This window comes from Synechococcus sp. MIT2312 (assembly GCF_059772315.1).
In genome coordinates, this window is sequence record NZ_CM186281.1 from 1,249,205 (window position 1) to 1,264,252 (window position 15,048).

Here is a 15,048-nt window from a genome sequence, read left to right on the forward strand (position 1 = left end):
CGTGGCGGCTTGATCCGTCGTTTGCTCAGCGATGACCAAGTCACCGCGCCGGCAGGACCTGCCGGACATCCCCCCTCTGATTCACCAGGCCCTGCTCAATCCACTCCTGCAAGAGGAGGAGCTGCTCACGCTCTGCGACGCCGCCAAGCAACTGGGTTTCGGCGGCGTGTGCGTCAGCCTCATTCACCTCGAAGCCGTGCGCAGGCGCCTGGGGGGGCATGGACCGGTGACGTTGATCGCCACCATTGCTTTCCCATTCGGAGCGCTGCCCACCGAGCTGAAACAGGCCCAGGCCGAATGGGCTGCTGCCCATGGAGCCGAAGCTCTCGAAGTCACACCGGACTGGTCGGCTCTCGTGAACGGCCGTGCCAACAGCTTCGCCGAGGAGCTGGCAGCGATCGCAGCACTGGATCTACCAATGACCGTGGTGATGGATGTGAACCAGCTGAATGAGGCGCAGCTCGCCCTGGCAGCGGAGGCCGCCATCGATGCAGGTGCTGCATCCCTTCAGGCCGGCAATGGATTTGGAGCAGCGGTCTCCGCCAATCAGATCAGAGACCTCAGACAGCTCACCCGAGGCCGTTGCGCCATCAAGGCCGCCGGGGGGATCCGCGAGCTTGACCAGGCGCTTGATCTCGTGGAGGCAGGAGCCATCGCTCTGGGCACCGGTCACGGCCCAGCGTTGGCGAAGGCCCTGCGGCATCCACGATGAGTGGAGACAAGCGCCTGTCAGGACTGGCCCTCAAGGTGGGCCCCCTGGGGGAACATGACCGCCTGCTCACCCTGCTCAGTGATGAAGCCGGCGTAGTGCGACTGGCAGTGCCCGGAGCACGAAAACCACGCAGCAGCCTTGCCGCTGCAGTACCGCTCACTCTGCTGGATCTGCAGGTGGTGGGTCGTCGCAGTTTGAAGAGGGTGCGTCAACTGCAGGTCGTTCATAACTACAGCGGTGTTGGCAAGCAACTGGAAACACTGGCTGCCGCCCAAGCCCTGGCGGAACTGGCCATTGCCCTTGTGAGCGACTGCGACCCTGTTCCCGGAATGCTGGACGCGGTGCTGATTCATCTCGAGAGCTTCGAAGCCCTGAGCCGCTCCGACCAACCAGACGCGGATCTCTGCCTGGCCATGCTCGTGCAGGCAGGAGTGCATCTGCTGGCGCTCGGCGGCTACGGAATTCCACTGCAGATCTGCTGCCGCTCTGGAGCAGAACTTGCTCCGCCGATCGGCCAGTGGGAATGGCGCTGCAGCCTTCTGCCTGAGGAAGGACTGGCGATCGGATCCCTACCGGGCGCCACGCTTCAGTTCAACCCATCCGAACTGGCTCTGTTGCAACGGTTACCCAGGGCGGAACTGCCCAGAAGACGCGATGGCCAACTGATGGGTCCACGTCCGGTCTGGCTGAAGCTCCTGGCTGTCCTGGAATGCTGGTGCCGCACCCATTTGCCCCGCCCGGTGCGCTCACTGGAGATGGTCGGCAACTGCATGCCGTCGCAGTGAGCGATCATGACCCCGTCATTGCTGGAACCTTGAGCGGATCCCCCCTGAACAGCCCTGAGCCGGTTCTACCCACCGGCAACAATCCGGAGGGAGGCCGCGGGCTCCAGGCCGTGCTGCGCCTGAGCGACTTCCGCAAACTCTGGATCGGCCAGATCTTCTCCCAGCTTGCGGACAAGTTCTACATCGTGTTGATGGTCTTTCTGATTGATCAGCACTTGCTGCTGACCACTCAACAGAACGGCGTTCTTGCGGAGGTGGCCTCCGATTACGGCCTCGATATCAGTACCCGCACCAAAGTCATCACCCTTCTGGCCACAGGAATCTTCGTGGCGAACACGCTGCCGGCGATGGTCCTGGGCAGTGTGGCGGGGGTGTGGGTTGACCGCTGGCCGAAACGACGGGTGATGGTGGCCTCGAACGGATTGCGGGCACTGATGGTGATGCTGACGCCTCTGTTCCTGATTCCAGGCCCCCTGATCCTTGGACTGCCCTGGGGCTACTGGGGTCTGATCGGCATGACGTTTGTCGAATCGATCCTCACGCAGTTCTTCGCACCGGCCGAACAGGCAGCCATCACTCTGCTCGTGCCTGGCGAACACCTTCTGGCAGCGAACTCGCTCTACCAAACCACCAGCATGGGAGCCACGATCGTTGGCTTCGCTCTGGGTGAGCCGATCCTGCGAGCACTGAATCACTTGTTCAGCACGGTCGGTGTTCGCGGTGGTGAGTTCATTCTGCTGCCGTTCTGCTACGGCATGGCGGCCCTGAGCCTGCTGGCGGTCCGCCACCGGGAGAGGGAGATCCACAACGATGGTCGATCGGTCTGGCACGAAATTGGAGAAGGGCTGCAGGTGCTGAAGCGCATCCCCACGGTTCGCAACGCCATGGTCCATCTGGTGCTGCTCTACAGCCTGCTCGCGGCTCTCTATGTTCTGGCCCTTCAGCTGGCAGGCCTGATTCGCAGTCTTGGTCCCTCTGGTTTCGGCATGCTGCTAGCGATGAGCGGACTGGGCATGGCCCTCGGCGCTGTGTTGATGGCCCAGCTGGGCCATCACTTCAGTCGCCGTCGACTCACCGCAGCTGGACTCGGCCTGATCACCTTTTCACTGGTGCTGCTCAGCCAGTTCAAAGGCTCACTCAACAGCACTCTGGCGTTCTGCGGAATCCTTGGAATCGGAGCCGCACTGGTCGCCATTCCGGCACAGACCACCATTCAGGAAGAAACCCCGGTCTCCCAGAGAGGCAGAGTTTTCGGTCTTCAGAACAACCTGATCAATATCGCCCTCAGTCTGCCGCTAGTGCTGGCAGGCACTCTGGTCAGCAGCATCGGACTCAGTCCGGTGTTGTGGTTGCTCGCCCTGCTGGCTCTTGTTGCCGCCTTGCTGGAACGACCCTGGCAGCGCTGCTAGCGTCGGCCAAGGCCTGTGAATGGTGGCGGTGACGCATATTGCCTGGCTGGGCAAAAAAACTCCGTTCTGCGGCAATGTCACCTATGGGCTCAGCACAACGCAGGCCCTGAGGGCAAGGGGTCATCAGACCAGTTTCATTCACTTCGATAATCCGAAGGCACCTGGCAGCAGCACATCGCTTCTCGCCAATGATCCCGATGTCAGCCTTCCGTATCTGGTCAAATCGCAGGTTTACACGATCCCCTCGCCGGGTGCCCAGCGTGAGTTGAGGGAATCGCTGGAACGTCTGCAGCCCGATCTGGTGCATGCAAGCCTCACGCTGTCTCCGCTGGACTTCCGACTGCCGGAACTGTGTCAGCAGTTGGGAGTCCCCCTGGTGGCGACCTTCCACCCTCCCTTCGACGCCAGCCTCCGCAACCTGACGGCAGGGACACAGCAACTCACCTATCAGCTGTACGCACCGGCACTCTCCAAATACGACCGGGTGATCGTGTTCTCCGATCTCCAAGCTGAATTCCTGGCGCGTCTTGGCGTACGCGAAGACCGTTTGGCCGTGATCCCCAACGGGGTTGACACCAACCAGTGGAGTCCCTCAGACCCACAACCAGAGCCGGGCATCACCAGACCCATTGACAGCGCGATGCATCAGGTGCGCTCCCGTTTTGGTCAGGAGCGCGTTTTCCTCTACATGGGACGCGTTGCCACCGAGAAAAACCTGGAGGCTCTGCTGCAGGCCTGGCGTCTGGTCACCATGCAGGGCTGTCGTCTGGTGATCGTTGGCGAAGGGCCTTTGCGCAGCACGCTGCAGAACAGTTACGACGACGGCAATGTGCTCTGGTGGGGCTATGAAGCCGATCTCGCCACGCGCGTTGCCTTGCTGCAATGCGCCGAGGTGTTTGTGCTTCCCTCACTGGTGGAGGGACTCTCGCTCGCCTTGCTTGAAGCCATGGCCAGTGGCTGTGCCTGTGTGGCCACTGATGCTGGAGCCGACGGAGAAGTGCTCGCCGGCGGGGCAGGGATCGTGATGAGCACCCTGGGCGTGACCAGCCAGCTGCGCACCTTGCTGCCGGTTCTGCGTGATCAACCCGTTTTGACGCGCGAACTCGGACGACAGGCCCGCGCAAGAGTGCTGGAGCGCTACACCATCAGCCGCAATATCGACGCCCTCGAGCAGTTGTATGGCGACCTGATGCGTCGAGCTCCGCTGGCGGCTTAACGCAGAGCCCGTCCATGTTCGGCTGCAGCAATCACCGCTTCGATCAGGGCTGTCCGAACACCAGCGTTCTCCAGTTTGCGCAGAGCCGCCATGGTCGTACCGCCAGGTGAGGCGACCATATCTTTGAGCTGAGCTGGATGGAGTTGCTGCTGATCCAGCAGTGCAGCAGTTCCGGCCAGGGTTCGATGAGCGAGCCGGTGGGCTTGATCGCGCGGCAAACCAGCAGCCACTGCTCCATCAGCCATGGCCTCGGCCACCAGAGCCACGTAAGCAGGGCCTGAGGAGGTCAAAGCCAGAAACGCATCAAGCCTGGACTCCGGCAGTTCCAGCACTTCGCTCACCGGATCGAAGGCCTCCCTCACCCACTCACGCTGCTGAGCCGTGACACCTTCACCGAATGCCAGTCCGCACAACCCTTCACCCACCAAACAAGGGGTATTGGGGACCGCACGCACGCACGCACGTCCTGGAAATTGGCGTTGGAGACGCTCCAGAGTGACGCCCGCCAACACAGAGATCAACAAAGGCGACTGGCCTGATGGAGCTGGCCCGACGCCTTCGGCCACAGCATCAAGCTGCTGAGGCTTCACGGCCAGCAACTGAACCGGAGCATTCCAGGCATCCCTCGCCCGGGGATCAGACGCCTGAACAACGCTCAACCCCTTGGGCAAATCCGGAGTCAGTCGGGAAACGGACGCTTGACTGCCGACCACCCCGACGACATCGGCTGACTGAAGCTTGCCTCGTTCAATCAGAGGGAAGATCAGGGCCTGGGCCATCCGACCCAGACCAATCACACCAACAGACACAGTCACCGAAGCGAAAACTCAAAGAGCGGCAGCATCCGAAACGGCCCAGGCCGGCGCGGGGGCAACGCTGCTCTCAGCCGAAGCTTGCTCAACGTCCTTGGTGACAACCGTGGGAGTGGTGCTCTCGTCCTGACTGGCATTGGTCACCGTGACGCAACTCGGAGCGAACAGGAAGATGCTCTCGCCAACGCGCTCTTGATGACCATCGATGGCAAACGTTCCACCGGCCACGAAATCAACCGCTCTTTGAGCCTGATCAGGCTCCATCATCGTGAGGTTGAGAATCACGGTCTTGCGTTCGCGCAAAGCCTGAATCGCCCTTGGCATTTCATCAAAGCTGCGCGGCTCCATCAGAGAAACCTCTGCCGTGCCGGAACTGATTCCAGGCATGCCGATCACATTCGAGCCTGCGAAATTCTGATCCATCTCAAACGGATTGGATGCATCCAGAGGCGCCAGGGCGCTGGTGTTCATCGACGACATGCCCTGCATGTTGTCGTCTTGCTCGCCTGTGTCGTAGTCGAGCTCGTCATAATCGCCATCCAGGTAATCGTCACCAGCAACGACCGCACGAAGACGAGAAATCAACGACACTGGAAATTTGCAGAACCTTGACCCTGAATAGCGCTCAAGGGAGTTGTGAGCAAGCGTGTCCAGATGAATTGATGTCCATCTCGCAACGTTGATTTGATCATTCCGATCAAGCAGAGGCAGGCGGCCGTGCACCAAACAGGGCTGATCCCACACGAACCCAGGTCGCACCGGCTGCCGCCGCTTGCGGCCAGTCGCCGCTCATCCCCATCGAACATTGAGACAGATCGAGTTCATCCGCCAGATCACGACAATCCCTGAAAAGACCCTGACGCTCCATGCTGTTCAGTCCCAACGGGGCCATGGTCATCAGCCCGGAGGCCTTCAGACCAGGCAACTGGCGCAGCACGGGCCAGGCCTCCTTGAGTGACTGAGGGTCCCAGCCGCCCTTAGAGGGATCAGACCTCAGCTTCACCTGGAACAACACGGAAGGGCAACGCCCCTCCTCCAGGGCAATGCGGGATGAGCGCTCCGCCAGCGCCATCGAGTCGATGGAATGAATCCAGCTGAAGGCCTTCACCACCGCGCGAACCTTGTTGGCCTGCAGGCGGCCAATGAAATGCCAGCGCAAATCGGTGAGGTCCGAGAGAGCCTCCTGCTTGGGCAATGCCTCCTGAACGCGGCTTTCGCCGAAATCAATCTGACCGCAAGCGGCAAGCTCTCGCACTGCCGACGCAGGCTGCGTCTTGCTCACAGCAAGCAGGTTGACTCCCTGCGGAAGACGCTGTTGGAGTTGCTGCCAGCGGGCCTGAATGTCCGTCACCCGAGCGGTCCGTCTTGCATGGTCAGATGAAGGTCTGATCGAACAACTGCTTCCAGCTGCCGTAATCCTCTGAAGCATCACGGCGACGACGGGCGAGATTCAATTCAGCGTGGTGGCGCGCATCCAGATAAGGAATCACTTCGAACTGAGCCCCTCGAGGTTGCAGGGTGACAAGGAAGAACATCCGCTGGGCGTACAGGGTGGCGTACACATCACGACCTTCCCCCGCAGGAGCCACTCTGTAGAGCATCCCAAAGGTGGGGTGGTTGAGATAACCCTCAGCGCTCACAGACCTGAAAACGGGGATTCAGAGAGCACCGTACCTTCCGCGCAGAACAAGAACGGTGACAAGCCCGACTGCAGCAACCCCATTCAGAATGCTGGGGGCAGCACCCTTGGAAGCCTGCTCAGGACGAAACGCATCCGCAGGCAACCAGGTACCACCTCGTGCAAGCAACGCTTCAGCACCCTGTTCTGCACGCAGCAGGATGTTGGCCAGAAGGCGCTCTCCCACTGAAAGCACCAACCCGAAGGAGGCTTTAAAGCCGAGCCGGCGCAGGTTGACGGCACGACTGGCGAGCGAGCGCAACAGGTTCTGGAGCTCTTCCTGGACCAACGGCAGAAAGCGAAGAGCCAGAAGCAACTGAAAACTCAGTCGATCAATCGGCACTCCAAGCCGAGCCAGGGGAGCCAGCCACCAACTCAGAGACCACATCAACTCCTCACTGGGGGTGGACAGCAACATCAGATTGACGCTGTGGACAACGGTCACGATCAAGGTGGCGCTGTTCAACCCCAGCTCAGCCGAGCGGCGATCGACCACAAGCGGGCCCAGTTCTAGAGATCCCAACTGCAGCGGCCCCAGGCGAATCAACTCCCAGGAGGGTGACGTCAAGGCGAGACCTGGAATCTCCGCCGGTGACCGCACGCTGAGACTGGCTCCAGGATCACCGGTCGGCAGCAACATGGCCAGCAACCCGACCGCGCAACCAAGAACACTGACCAGCAGCAGCGAGCGCCACCACAGCCGGGCCGGCAATCCACTCACCAACGTGATCAACAGCAGGGCCAGCACAAGCGCCACGCGCCACAACGGGCCTGCCAGCACTGGCGTGAGCAGAAACACCAGAACCCACAACAGCTTCAGGCGGGGATCCAGCTGGCGCAGCCAACCACCAGCACCATCCACGTATTGCCCGATCGGAATCTGCCTCAGCCAATCCATGCTGCTCAGCCCTGATGGTTCTGCTGCCTGGCCAGATCCTTTTCGGCATCACGCTGCTGCTTCCCTCGCCAGAACAACTTCAAGGGAGTGCCATCAAATCCAAGTCCTTCCCGGATCTGACGTTCGACATAGCGCCGATAGGTGTCACCGAACAGCTTGGGGTCATTCACAAACAGAGTGAAACTCGGTGGCCTGGTCGCCACCTGGGTGCCGTAGTACAAACGGCCCTGACGTCCGCCTCTTGTTGTCGGCGGGCTTCTCCAGCTGAGGGCCTCCTTCAGCACTTCGTTGACCACAGACGTGCTGACACGACGACGGTGCTGCTCCACAGCCAGAACAGCCAGAGCGAAAATGCTGTCAACACGCTGGCCGGTGAGTGCCGAGGTGAACAGCATCGGGGCCCAGTCGAGGAAATACAGCTTGGAACGCAGCTCTTTTTCCATGGCCGTCATGGTGTGGCTGTCCTTCTCCACGGCATCCCATTTATTGACAACAACCACGCAGGCCCGACCGTCTTCTTCGATGCGACCGGCAAGGCGTTGATCCTGCTCGGTCACACCGTCCAGTGCATCAATCACCAGCACGCACACATCACTGCGTTCAATCGCCTTGAAACTGCGATTGATTCCGAAGAATTCAGGCCCGTAATTGACGCTGCGGCGCCGGCGAATCCCAGCGGTGTCCACCAGGCGCCAGGGACGGTTTTCACGCACGATGCTGGTGTCGATCGTGTCGCGCGTGGTGCCCCGAATCGGACTCACGATGGCCCTCTGTTCACCGCAAATGGCATTCAGAAGGCTGGATTTACCCACGTTGGGACGACCGATGATGGCCATCTGAATCGGCTCTTCCTGATCACCCTCTTGATCTTTCGGAGGCAGGAATGTGAGCACCCGATCCAGAACCTCTGCCGTGCCAGCCCCGTGGATTGCGGAAATGGGGTAGGGCTCTCCCAGGCCAAGGCTCCAGAACTCAGCAGCCATGGCCAGACCTTGATCAGGTGACTCGCACTTGTTCACCGCGAGCAGCGTCGGACAACGCTGACCGCGCAGGAACTCCGCGATGGCCTCATCCGATGCCGTGAGGCCCTGCTGACCATCAACAATCACCACAGCGACACTGGCCTCCTCGAGAGCCAGCGCAGCCTGCTCACGGATTTCAGGCAGAAACTCGCTGTCGTCATCGAACACCAGTCCGCCGGTGTCGACCACCTTGAATTCGCGATCCCCCCAGTAACCATCCTGATAGGTGCGATCACGAGTCACACCTGGCTGGTCGTGGACGATCGCCTCTCGACTCCGGCAGAGACGATTGACCAGCGTGGATTTCCCAACGTTGGGGCGCCCGATGATCGCGACGACGGGACGCGCCAAGAAGGTCCACAGCAAGAACAGTCTTGACAGTACAGAGGCACCTGCCTGCGAGATCAGGACCCGAAACGGAAGCCGCTCAACTTTTCATTTCGCCAACAGGAATGGGAATTCTTTCCGAGTGAGACCAACAAGACTCAGGTGAGACAGCTAGCGATGGATCAGTGAACCCGCTGTCACACCATCATGCTCGAACTGATCGCCACCCTGGTGGTGGACCTCTCGGATCAACAGCTCACCGTCTACGACGAGAACCAGGAGATTGTGCGGGTCATCCCCGTAAGCACCGGCAAGGCATCCACGCCAACCCCCACCGGGGAAGCCAAGGTGCTGACCAAATACCGCTCCGTGACCATGCGCGGCCGTGGCTATGTCGCACCCGGCGTGCCCTATGCGATGTGCATCACCGCCAACGAGATGATCTGCATGCACGGAGCTCCCTGGCAGGAAGACGCCGGCCAGGCCTTCGGCGTTCCCCGCAGTCATGGCTGTGTACGGATGCCGACGCATCAGGCTCGCTGGCTGTTTGAAAACACGCTCAAGGGCACCAAGGTGGTCATTCAGGTGTGAGGCTCATTCCACCGGCGGATCGCCGGGGTGCCCCCGCACCGGATCCGCCGGAGCATCGAGCAGGGGCGGCAGTGCCCCTTCCTCTGGCAGCAGCTCACCAGCTGAGACCAACCAGGCCAGCAACCAGTTCACCGCCATGGCGCGGCGAGTGCGCCTGGGATAGAGCTCATTGATTCGATAGCCGCCGAACTGCAGCTGTTGCTTCAGCAGCTGTTTGGATTGCTTGGGAATCGACCGGGTCAGACGCACCGAGGCGGGCCGCACAGCAATCACCTGGGGAGCTTCCGGGAAGGCCTCTCCCCAGGCAGCGGGCGTTGCGGGGCCTGCCAGCCATGGCCCTGCGCCATCCTTATTAGGGAGATAGCCCAATCGCTCCCAGACCAGCGACGCCACAAATCGGTCGCTGAGGCGATCTTCAAGGATCGCCACGAGTAGGGCCCGGCTCAGGCTCCAGGAGTGTGAGGACATCGCCGCATGCTGTCATCGACAGCCGCTGAGGCGAAAGGGATGACACGACACCCCCTGCAGAACCTCTATTAGTTTCGGAGCCATGTACGTCTTCGACACAGTCCTGGAACCGAAGACGTCGCTTCTTGGTGATGCACGCCTGCAGCGTCTGATTTTTCGACTTCCCCACGAGGTCATGGCAACGGCCAGACGCGATCGGCGACGTCTGCTCAAAAGCTCGGAAAGGGGCGAATCATCTCGCCCTCCCTGGGATGGGCAAGGCAGGGTGTGCTTCAGCTACAGCGGCAAGACCGGCATCAGCACACCGGTGTTCGCCGACCGTCGTGACGCTCCTCTCGGCAACAGAGGTCTGCAAAGGATTCGTGCTGGTTGTCCGGTGCGCTTGACAGTGCGTCAGGTGCGACACCGGCAGCCTCGGACCGGCACCCGGCTTCAGGTCCTGAAAGTGCAAGTTCTGCATCTCGACGCACCCCATCAGGGGGGACTGGCAAGTCCCCACAGCATTCAGACCGTGAACCTTCAGCTGCCGCTGGATCTGATGCAGGAAGTGGAGCGGCTGGCTCTGTGCGAAGACTGGTCCAACCAGGCCTGGCTACGCAACGCCATCGAAGCCCAGGTTCGCGAGACCCGTACCCGGCTCGGACTGGATGAGTCCGCGGCATGAAACCGCTTGAAACCAGCAGTTCGCGAGGATGCCTGAACTCAATCCAATCCCGATGGTGAGGGGTCTGCAGCTGAGTGGAAACAGCGTTGAGCGCGTTCTGAGCTGCAACGTGTTGCAGTCTCCGCTTGCAGGAGTCAGCGACAGAATTTTTCGGGCTCTGGTGAGACGCTGGGCGCCGGATGCGCTGCTGTTCACGGAAATGGTGAACGCCACGAGTCTTGAGCTCGGCCACGGCAGAGGCAAAGTCGAGGAGCTGAGCGAGGAAACGGGCCCCATCGGCGTTCAGCTGTTCGATCACAGACCCGAGGCGATGGCCGATGCAGCCCGACGAGCTGAGGACGCCGGTGCCTTCCTGATCGACATCAACATGGGCTGTCCCGTCCGCAAAATCGCCCGCAAAGGCGGCGGCAGCGGTCTGATCCGCGATCCCGATCTGGCCTGCCGAATTGTGGAATCCGTGGCTTCAGCCGTCGGCGTGCCTGTCACGGTGAAGACGCGCCTGGGTTGGTGCAATCAAGAGCAAATCGAAGGCTCCCATCACGCGGCAGTGGCCTGGTGCAGACAGCTGGAGGATGCGGGCGCCACACTGCTGACCGTGCACGGTCGGACGCGGGAACAACGCTTCAGCGGGTCCGCGGATTGGGAAGCGATTGCATCGGTCAAGCAGTCACTCAGCATTCCGGTGATCGCCAACGGCGACGTCAACAGCCCTGACGCCGCCTTGCGCTGCCTCGACAAGACCGGTGCCGATGGGGTGATGGTGGGGAGAGGCACCATGGGAGCGCCCTGGCTGGTTGGTCAGATCGATGCAGCGCTGACCGGTCGCGCCATTCCGCCCACTCCAGGTCCGCGGGAACGCCTGCTGCTGGCATCTGAACAACTGCAGGCCCTCGTTGACTCGCGCGGAGATCACGGCCTGCTGATCGCGCGGAAACACATGAGCTGGACCTGCACAGGATTCACCGGTGCATCGCAGTTCCGCCAGAAACTGATGCGTGCGCCCACCCCTGGTCAGGCACTGACACTGCTTCAACAGCAGCAGGAGCAGTTGGCTTGAACTGGCTGCCACTGATGCTGCTGCTGTGGCCCCTTTGGTTGAGAAAACAGCCTGAGCAGCAGAGCCCCATCTGGAAGCGACGCAGCCTGATTGTGCTGATCAGCCTGCTGACGGCCAGGTATCTGCACTGGCGAATCAGCAGCAGCCTCAACCTGAGCACGGACCTGAGCACAGCACTGAGCCTGTTGTTGTTGACAGCGGAAGCCTGGCTGCTGCTGTCGGGCTTGTTGCCGCTATGGCTGGCCTGGCGTCGCTTCCCCGACCGTCGAGGCACGATGCACCAACTGAAAAAAGAATGGCAGAGCAGCGACTGGCGACCGGTGGTGGACATTCTTGTGCCCACCTACGGCGAACCGCTTGAGGTGCTGGAACGCAGCCTGATTGCCTGTTGTCATCAGAATTATCCGAACCGTTGCGTGTGGGTGCTGGATGACAGCGGCCGTGACGAAGTCAGAGAACTGGCCCTGAAGCACGGATGCCATTACCGCCATCGACCGATTCGAACTCATGCCAAAGCCGGCAATCTCAATGACGGCCTCCAGCACTGCAGCGGAGAACTGCTGGCCGTGTTCGACGCTGATTTCATTCCGCAGAGAGACTTTCTCGAGTGCTGCATCGGCTTTCTCCAGGACCCATCGGTTGGGCTGCTTCAGACCCCGCAAACCTTCATCAATGCCGATCCAGTGATGCGCAACCTGGGCATGGAGCGTTGGTTATTGCCCGACGAAGAGAGCTTCTATCGATGGATCGAACCCGTCCGCGATGGCTGGGGGGCAGTGGTTTGCGCCGGCACCGCTTTTCTGGCTCGACGCAGCGCCATTGATTCAGTCGGAGGATTCAAGGAACAGGCGATCTCCGAGGATTTCATGACGGGGCTACGGCTACGGCGCAAGGGCTGGAAATTGCTGTATCTCCAACAGAAGCTCAGTGCAGGCCTGGCAGCGGAAACCATGGCCGACTTTGTGCGTCAGCGCCAGCGCTGGGCCAATGGAACGCTGCAAAGCCTGCGACTGCCCGATGGACCACTGGGCCCAGGCACGCTTCGTTTCGGGGAGCGAATGGCCTACCTCGAAGGCGTTGTGCACTGGTTCAACAACATGCCCCGGCTGGTGCTGATGATGATGCCACTCAGCTACGGCCTGCTTGGCACCGTTCCCATACTGATCAGCAGCAGTGAAGCTCTCCGGCTGCTGTTGCCGCTCTGGGCCACACTTCTGCTCAGCATCGGCTGGATCAACCGCGGCTCCCGCACAGCCTTGTTGAGCGAACTCACCGGCTGGGTGCTGACGGTGCCGCTGACGCTGACGGTGTTCACCAATCTGATGGGACACATCGGTGGGTTTCGCGTGACGCCAAAACACCAGAAACGCAATCGGGGCAGCTTCAGCCTCGTTCTGGTTCTCCCCCTGCTGGCACTGCTGCTGCTGAACCTCGTCAACCTGGTTGGACTGGTGACGGCAACATCACTGGAAAGCGAGATCCTCGACTCGCGGCCGCTTGGCCTGACCTGGGCGGTGATCAACCTGCTCAGCCTCTGGATTGCACTGCGCGCCTGCTGGGATCCACCCGCACGCGACCCCGCCCCATGGCAGGCCGCTTGCTTGCCAGCAGAGCTGGAAGACAGCGACGGGGAGCGGCGAGCCTGTCGAATCACGGCACTCAGCGAAAGCGGCGTTGAGCTGGAGCTGGCCACGTCAACGCCAGCGGAGCTGAAGATCAAGCGGCTTCGCTGGACAGACGACCTGTCGCCACTGCCAGTGGCTAGGGAACGCACTCAAGGCAATCGACTGGCGCTTCGCTGGCAGGATCTCAGCGACCAGACTCGACAACAGCTCATCCTCTGGCTGTTCTGCCGGCCGGACTGCTGGCCGGCCCGTCAGGCACCGCCGGAATGGCGAGCATTGATGGCCCTGATCAGCCGTTTGTTCATCGTTCCGTCACGACGCCCGTTCCACCGCTGCCTGATGCCACAGACCCCGCCGCAGTGACACTCAGCCAAGCCAGAGATCACGTGTCCCTGTGATGGCCTGAGTGGCCAGCAAAAGGGCCACGAGAAGATTGACAGACACATGCAGACGCCGCATCCACAGGCGCCCGGCGATCTCTCTCTGACAGGCCATGGTCAGCAGCAGAAAAGCAAGCAGCAACAATCCGCCCCAGGTGTGCGACTGCCAGACGGCTGGAGCCAACAGCGCACGCTCACTCACCAGCGAGGGCTGAATCGTGATCAGCAGCAGAAACAGCCAACAGCTCCAGGAGAACAGCAGCCTCAGGGCCAGTCGTCGGGTGCGCAGCAGAGCCAAGAACGACAGCACAACGCCGCACGCCTGAAGGATGACCACGACCCAGCTGCTGAAGCCTGCGCCGGCGGTAGCCAGGTCGTGACTCAAAGCAAACAGCACAGCCAGGAGCAGACCAGCCGTCGCCCAACGGCCGTGATCAACATGTTCAACAGGCACTGTTGCAGCGATTGGGTTGATCTCCAGACGGCGCTCCCTGGCCAGAATTCCAAGGCGGATCGTGGCGCCGATCACCGGATACACAAACAGAATGATCAACACCGGATGCACCAGCGCAAGCCATTGCAGGGGTGTCAACGGTTGCAAAGCGGCGATCAAGGCAACACCTCAGGCCATTGCTGACGGATCAGCAGCATTGAGAAGTAAGGCCGCGCATCGTCGGGCACCGCCTGAGCCGATGCCACCCACTGATCCGGCCAACCAACCCGTTGCGCAAAGAGGGCCCGATCAAGCAGCTGTTCCTGCTCCAGAGCTGCTCGCACCCAAGACCAGCGCTGCCCCAGCTTGATCAAACCCAGCACCGTGGAGGTCTTGCGAGCACTCTGCAGCAAGGCGATCAACTCGGCATTCGTTTCCGGACAGGGGCGGATGAGCAAGCCCTCCTGCTGAAACGCCAAAGGGAGATCGAGAGAGTCTTTGGCCGCAGCCGCCGCTGCGGCACTCACCGACGTGATGCCTGGAATCAAGGCGAATGGCACATCAGGGTGATGACGCCGCAGAGCCAGTTGCACGTAACTCCCGGTTGCAAACAGTGAGACGTCCCCTTCGCACAGCAGCACCACCCGGTGGCCGGATCTGACCTCTGCAGCCAACACATCAGCAGCCTGCCTCCAGGCTGCGATTCGTGGCTGAGATTCAGTCACCATGGGGAACAACAAAGGCAGACAACGCTGATCAGGCCGAATCCAGCGGGATGCAATCGCCAGGGCCATGCCCTCAGCCCCCTCATTCGCGATGGGATGGGCAACAACATCAGCAGCCTCCAAAGCTCGAACTGCAGCCACGGTGAGCAGCTCAGGATCCCCTGGACCTACGCCCACCAGCACCAGCTGATCTGGGGAACACTCGGACGTGATGGACAACGGCAATGCAAGCCAACCAGCCATCCA

General features: G+C 61.1%; 17 protein-coding genes. 8 read left to right on the forward strand and 9 right to left on the reverse strand.

Translation table 11 applies throughout. From position 1 onward, the window contains the following. Window positions 1–31: 31 nt before the first annotated feature. Genes AC6EI9_RS07305 through AC6EI9_RS07320 form a run of 4 tightly spaced genes read left to right on the forward strand, consistent with a single transcriptional unit; the run spans window position 32 to window position 4,122 of the window. On the forward strand, window positions 32–712 hold the full coding sequence (locus tag AC6EI9_RS07305) for a beta/alpha barrel domain-containing protein (RefSeq protein WP_498469821.1): 681 nt from the start codon (window positions 32–34) through the stop codon (window positions 710–712). Next, window positions 709–1,497: a DNA repair protein RecO gene (gene recO / locus AC6EI9_RS07310; RefSeq protein WP_498469822.1), complete on the forward strand. Its 789-nt coding sequence runs from the start codon at window positions 709–711 to the stop codon at window positions 1,495–1,497. Before AC6EI9_RS07305 ends, recO begins: the two co-directional genes overlap by 4 nt. 29 nt (window positions 1,498–1,526) lie before the next feature. Then, window positions 1,527–2,906, forward strand: coding sequence for an MFS transporter (locus tag AC6EI9_RS07315; RefSeq protein ID WP_498469823.1), 1,380 nt, complete (start codon window positions 1,527–1,529; stop codon window positions 2,904–2,906). 28 nt (window positions 2,907–2,934) lie between these two features. Next, on the forward strand, window positions 2,935–4,122 hold the full coding sequence (locus AC6EI9_RS07320) for a glycosyltransferase family 4 protein (protein WP_498469962.1): 1,188 nt from the start codon (window positions 2,935–2,937) through the stop codon (window positions 4,120–4,122). On the opposite strand, the gene proC is transcribed toward AC6EI9_RS07320, so the two are convergent. The 6 genes from proC to der all read right to left on the reverse strand — a co-directional run bounded on the left by proC (window position 4,119) and on the right by der (window position 8,883). After that, window positions 4,119–4,901: a pyrroline-5-carboxylate reductase gene (proC, locus tag AC6EI9_RS07325; protein WP_498469963.1), complete on the reverse strand. Its 783-nt coding sequence runs from the start codon at window positions 4,899–4,901 to the stop codon at window positions 4,119–4,121. The genes AC6EI9_RS07320 and proC overlap by 4 nt on opposite strands. A gap of 48 nt (window positions 4,902–4,949) precedes the next feature. Then, window positions 4,950–5,525: a cell division protein SepF gene (locus AC6EI9_RS07330; protein WP_498469824.1), complete on the reverse strand. Its 576-nt coding sequence runs from the start codon at window positions 5,523–5,525 to the stop codon at window positions 4,950–4,952. A 106-nt stretch (window positions 5,526–5,631) separates the two neighbouring features. Further along, window positions 5,632–6,285 carry a YggS family pyridoxal phosphate-dependent enzyme gene (locus AC6EI9_RS07335; RefSeq protein WP_498469825.1) on the reverse strand — a complete coding sequence of 218 codons (654 nt, stop codon included), beginning with the start codon at window positions 6,283–6,285 and terminating at the stop codon, window positions 5,632–5,634. A 22-nt stretch (window positions 6,286–6,307) separates the two neighbouring features. Further along, entirely contained in the window at window positions 6,308–6,574 is a 267-nt protein-coding gene (locus tag AC6EI9_RS07340) for a PipX family protein (protein WP_067093917.1), read from the reverse strand. A gap of 18 nt (window positions 6,575–6,592) precedes the next feature. Beyond that, a complete protein-coding gene (locus AC6EI9_RS07345) occupies window positions 6,593–7,510 on the reverse strand; it encodes an energy-coupling factor transporter transmembrane component T family protein (RefSeq protein WP_498469826.1) in 918 nt (305 codons plus the stop codon). Window positions 7,511–7,515: 5 nt separating this feature from the next. Continuing rightward, window positions 7,516–8,883: a ribosome biogenesis GTPase Der gene (der, locus tag AC6EI9_RS07350; RefSeq protein WP_186539558.1), complete on the reverse strand. Its 1,368-nt coding sequence runs from the start codon at window positions 8,881–8,883 to the stop codon at window positions 7,516–7,518. A 183-nt stretch (window positions 8,884–9,066) separates the two neighbouring features. Here der and AC6EI9_RS07355 point away from each other — a divergent pair, with 183 nt between their 5' ends. Next, window positions 9,067–9,450, forward strand: coding sequence for a L,D-transpeptidase (locus AC6EI9_RS07355; RefSeq protein WP_498469827.1), 384 nt, complete (start codon window positions 9,067–9,069; stop codon window positions 9,448–9,450). A 3-nt stretch (window positions 9,451–9,453) separates the two neighbouring features. Here the strand turns inward: AC6EI9_RS07355 and AC6EI9_RS07360 are convergent, their stop codons facing one another. Continuing rightward, window positions 9,454–9,918, reverse strand: a complete 465-nt coding sequence (locus tag AC6EI9_RS07360) for a DUF1823 family protein (protein ID WP_498469828.1) — start codon at window positions 9,916–9,918, stop codon at window positions 9,454–9,456. A gap of 82 nt (window positions 9,919–10,000) precedes the next feature. On the opposite strand from AC6EI9_RS07360, the gene AC6EI9_RS07365 reads away from it, so the two are divergent. From AC6EI9_RS07365 to AC6EI9_RS07375, 3 genes are read left to right on the forward strand one after another with little or no spacing between them, the layout of a single operon-like run. Next, window positions 10,001–10,582, forward strand: a complete 582-nt coding sequence (locus AC6EI9_RS07365) for a hypothetical protein (protein WP_498469829.1) — start codon at window positions 10,001–10,003, stop codon at window positions 10,580–10,582. Between the two features lie 28 nt (window positions 10,583–10,610). Then, window positions 10,611–11,639 carry a tRNA dihydrouridine synthase DusB gene (gene dusB, locus AC6EI9_RS07370; RefSeq protein ID WP_498469830.1) on the forward strand — a complete coding sequence of 343 codons (1,029 nt, stop codon included), beginning with the start codon at window positions 10,611–10,613 and terminating at the stop codon, window positions 11,637–11,639. Then, window positions 11,636–13,627, forward strand: coding sequence for a glycosyltransferase family 2 protein (locus AC6EI9_RS07375; protein ID WP_498469831.1), 1,992 nt, complete (start codon window positions 11,636–11,638; stop codon window positions 13,625–13,627). The genes dusB and AC6EI9_RS07375 overlap by 4 nt, the downstream gene beginning before the upstream one ends. Before the next feature lie 3 nt (window positions 13,628–13,630). Here AC6EI9_RS07375 and AC6EI9_RS07380 read toward each other — a convergent pair whose 3' ends face one another. Beyond that, on the reverse strand, window positions 13,631–14,257 hold the full coding sequence (locus AC6EI9_RS07380) for a DUF4079 family protein (RefSeq protein WP_498469832.1): 627 nt from the start codon (window positions 14,255–14,257) through the stop codon (window positions 13,631–13,633). Next, complete coding sequence (gene cobI, locus AC6EI9_RS07385) at window positions 14,254–15,045, reverse strand: precorrin-2 C(20)-methyltransferase (RefSeq protein ID WP_498469833.1); 792 nt, start codon at window positions 15,043–15,045, stop codon at window positions 14,254–14,256. The genes AC6EI9_RS07380 and cobI overlap by 4 nt, the downstream gene beginning before the upstream one ends. Window positions 15,046–15,048: the final 3 nt, after the last annotated feature.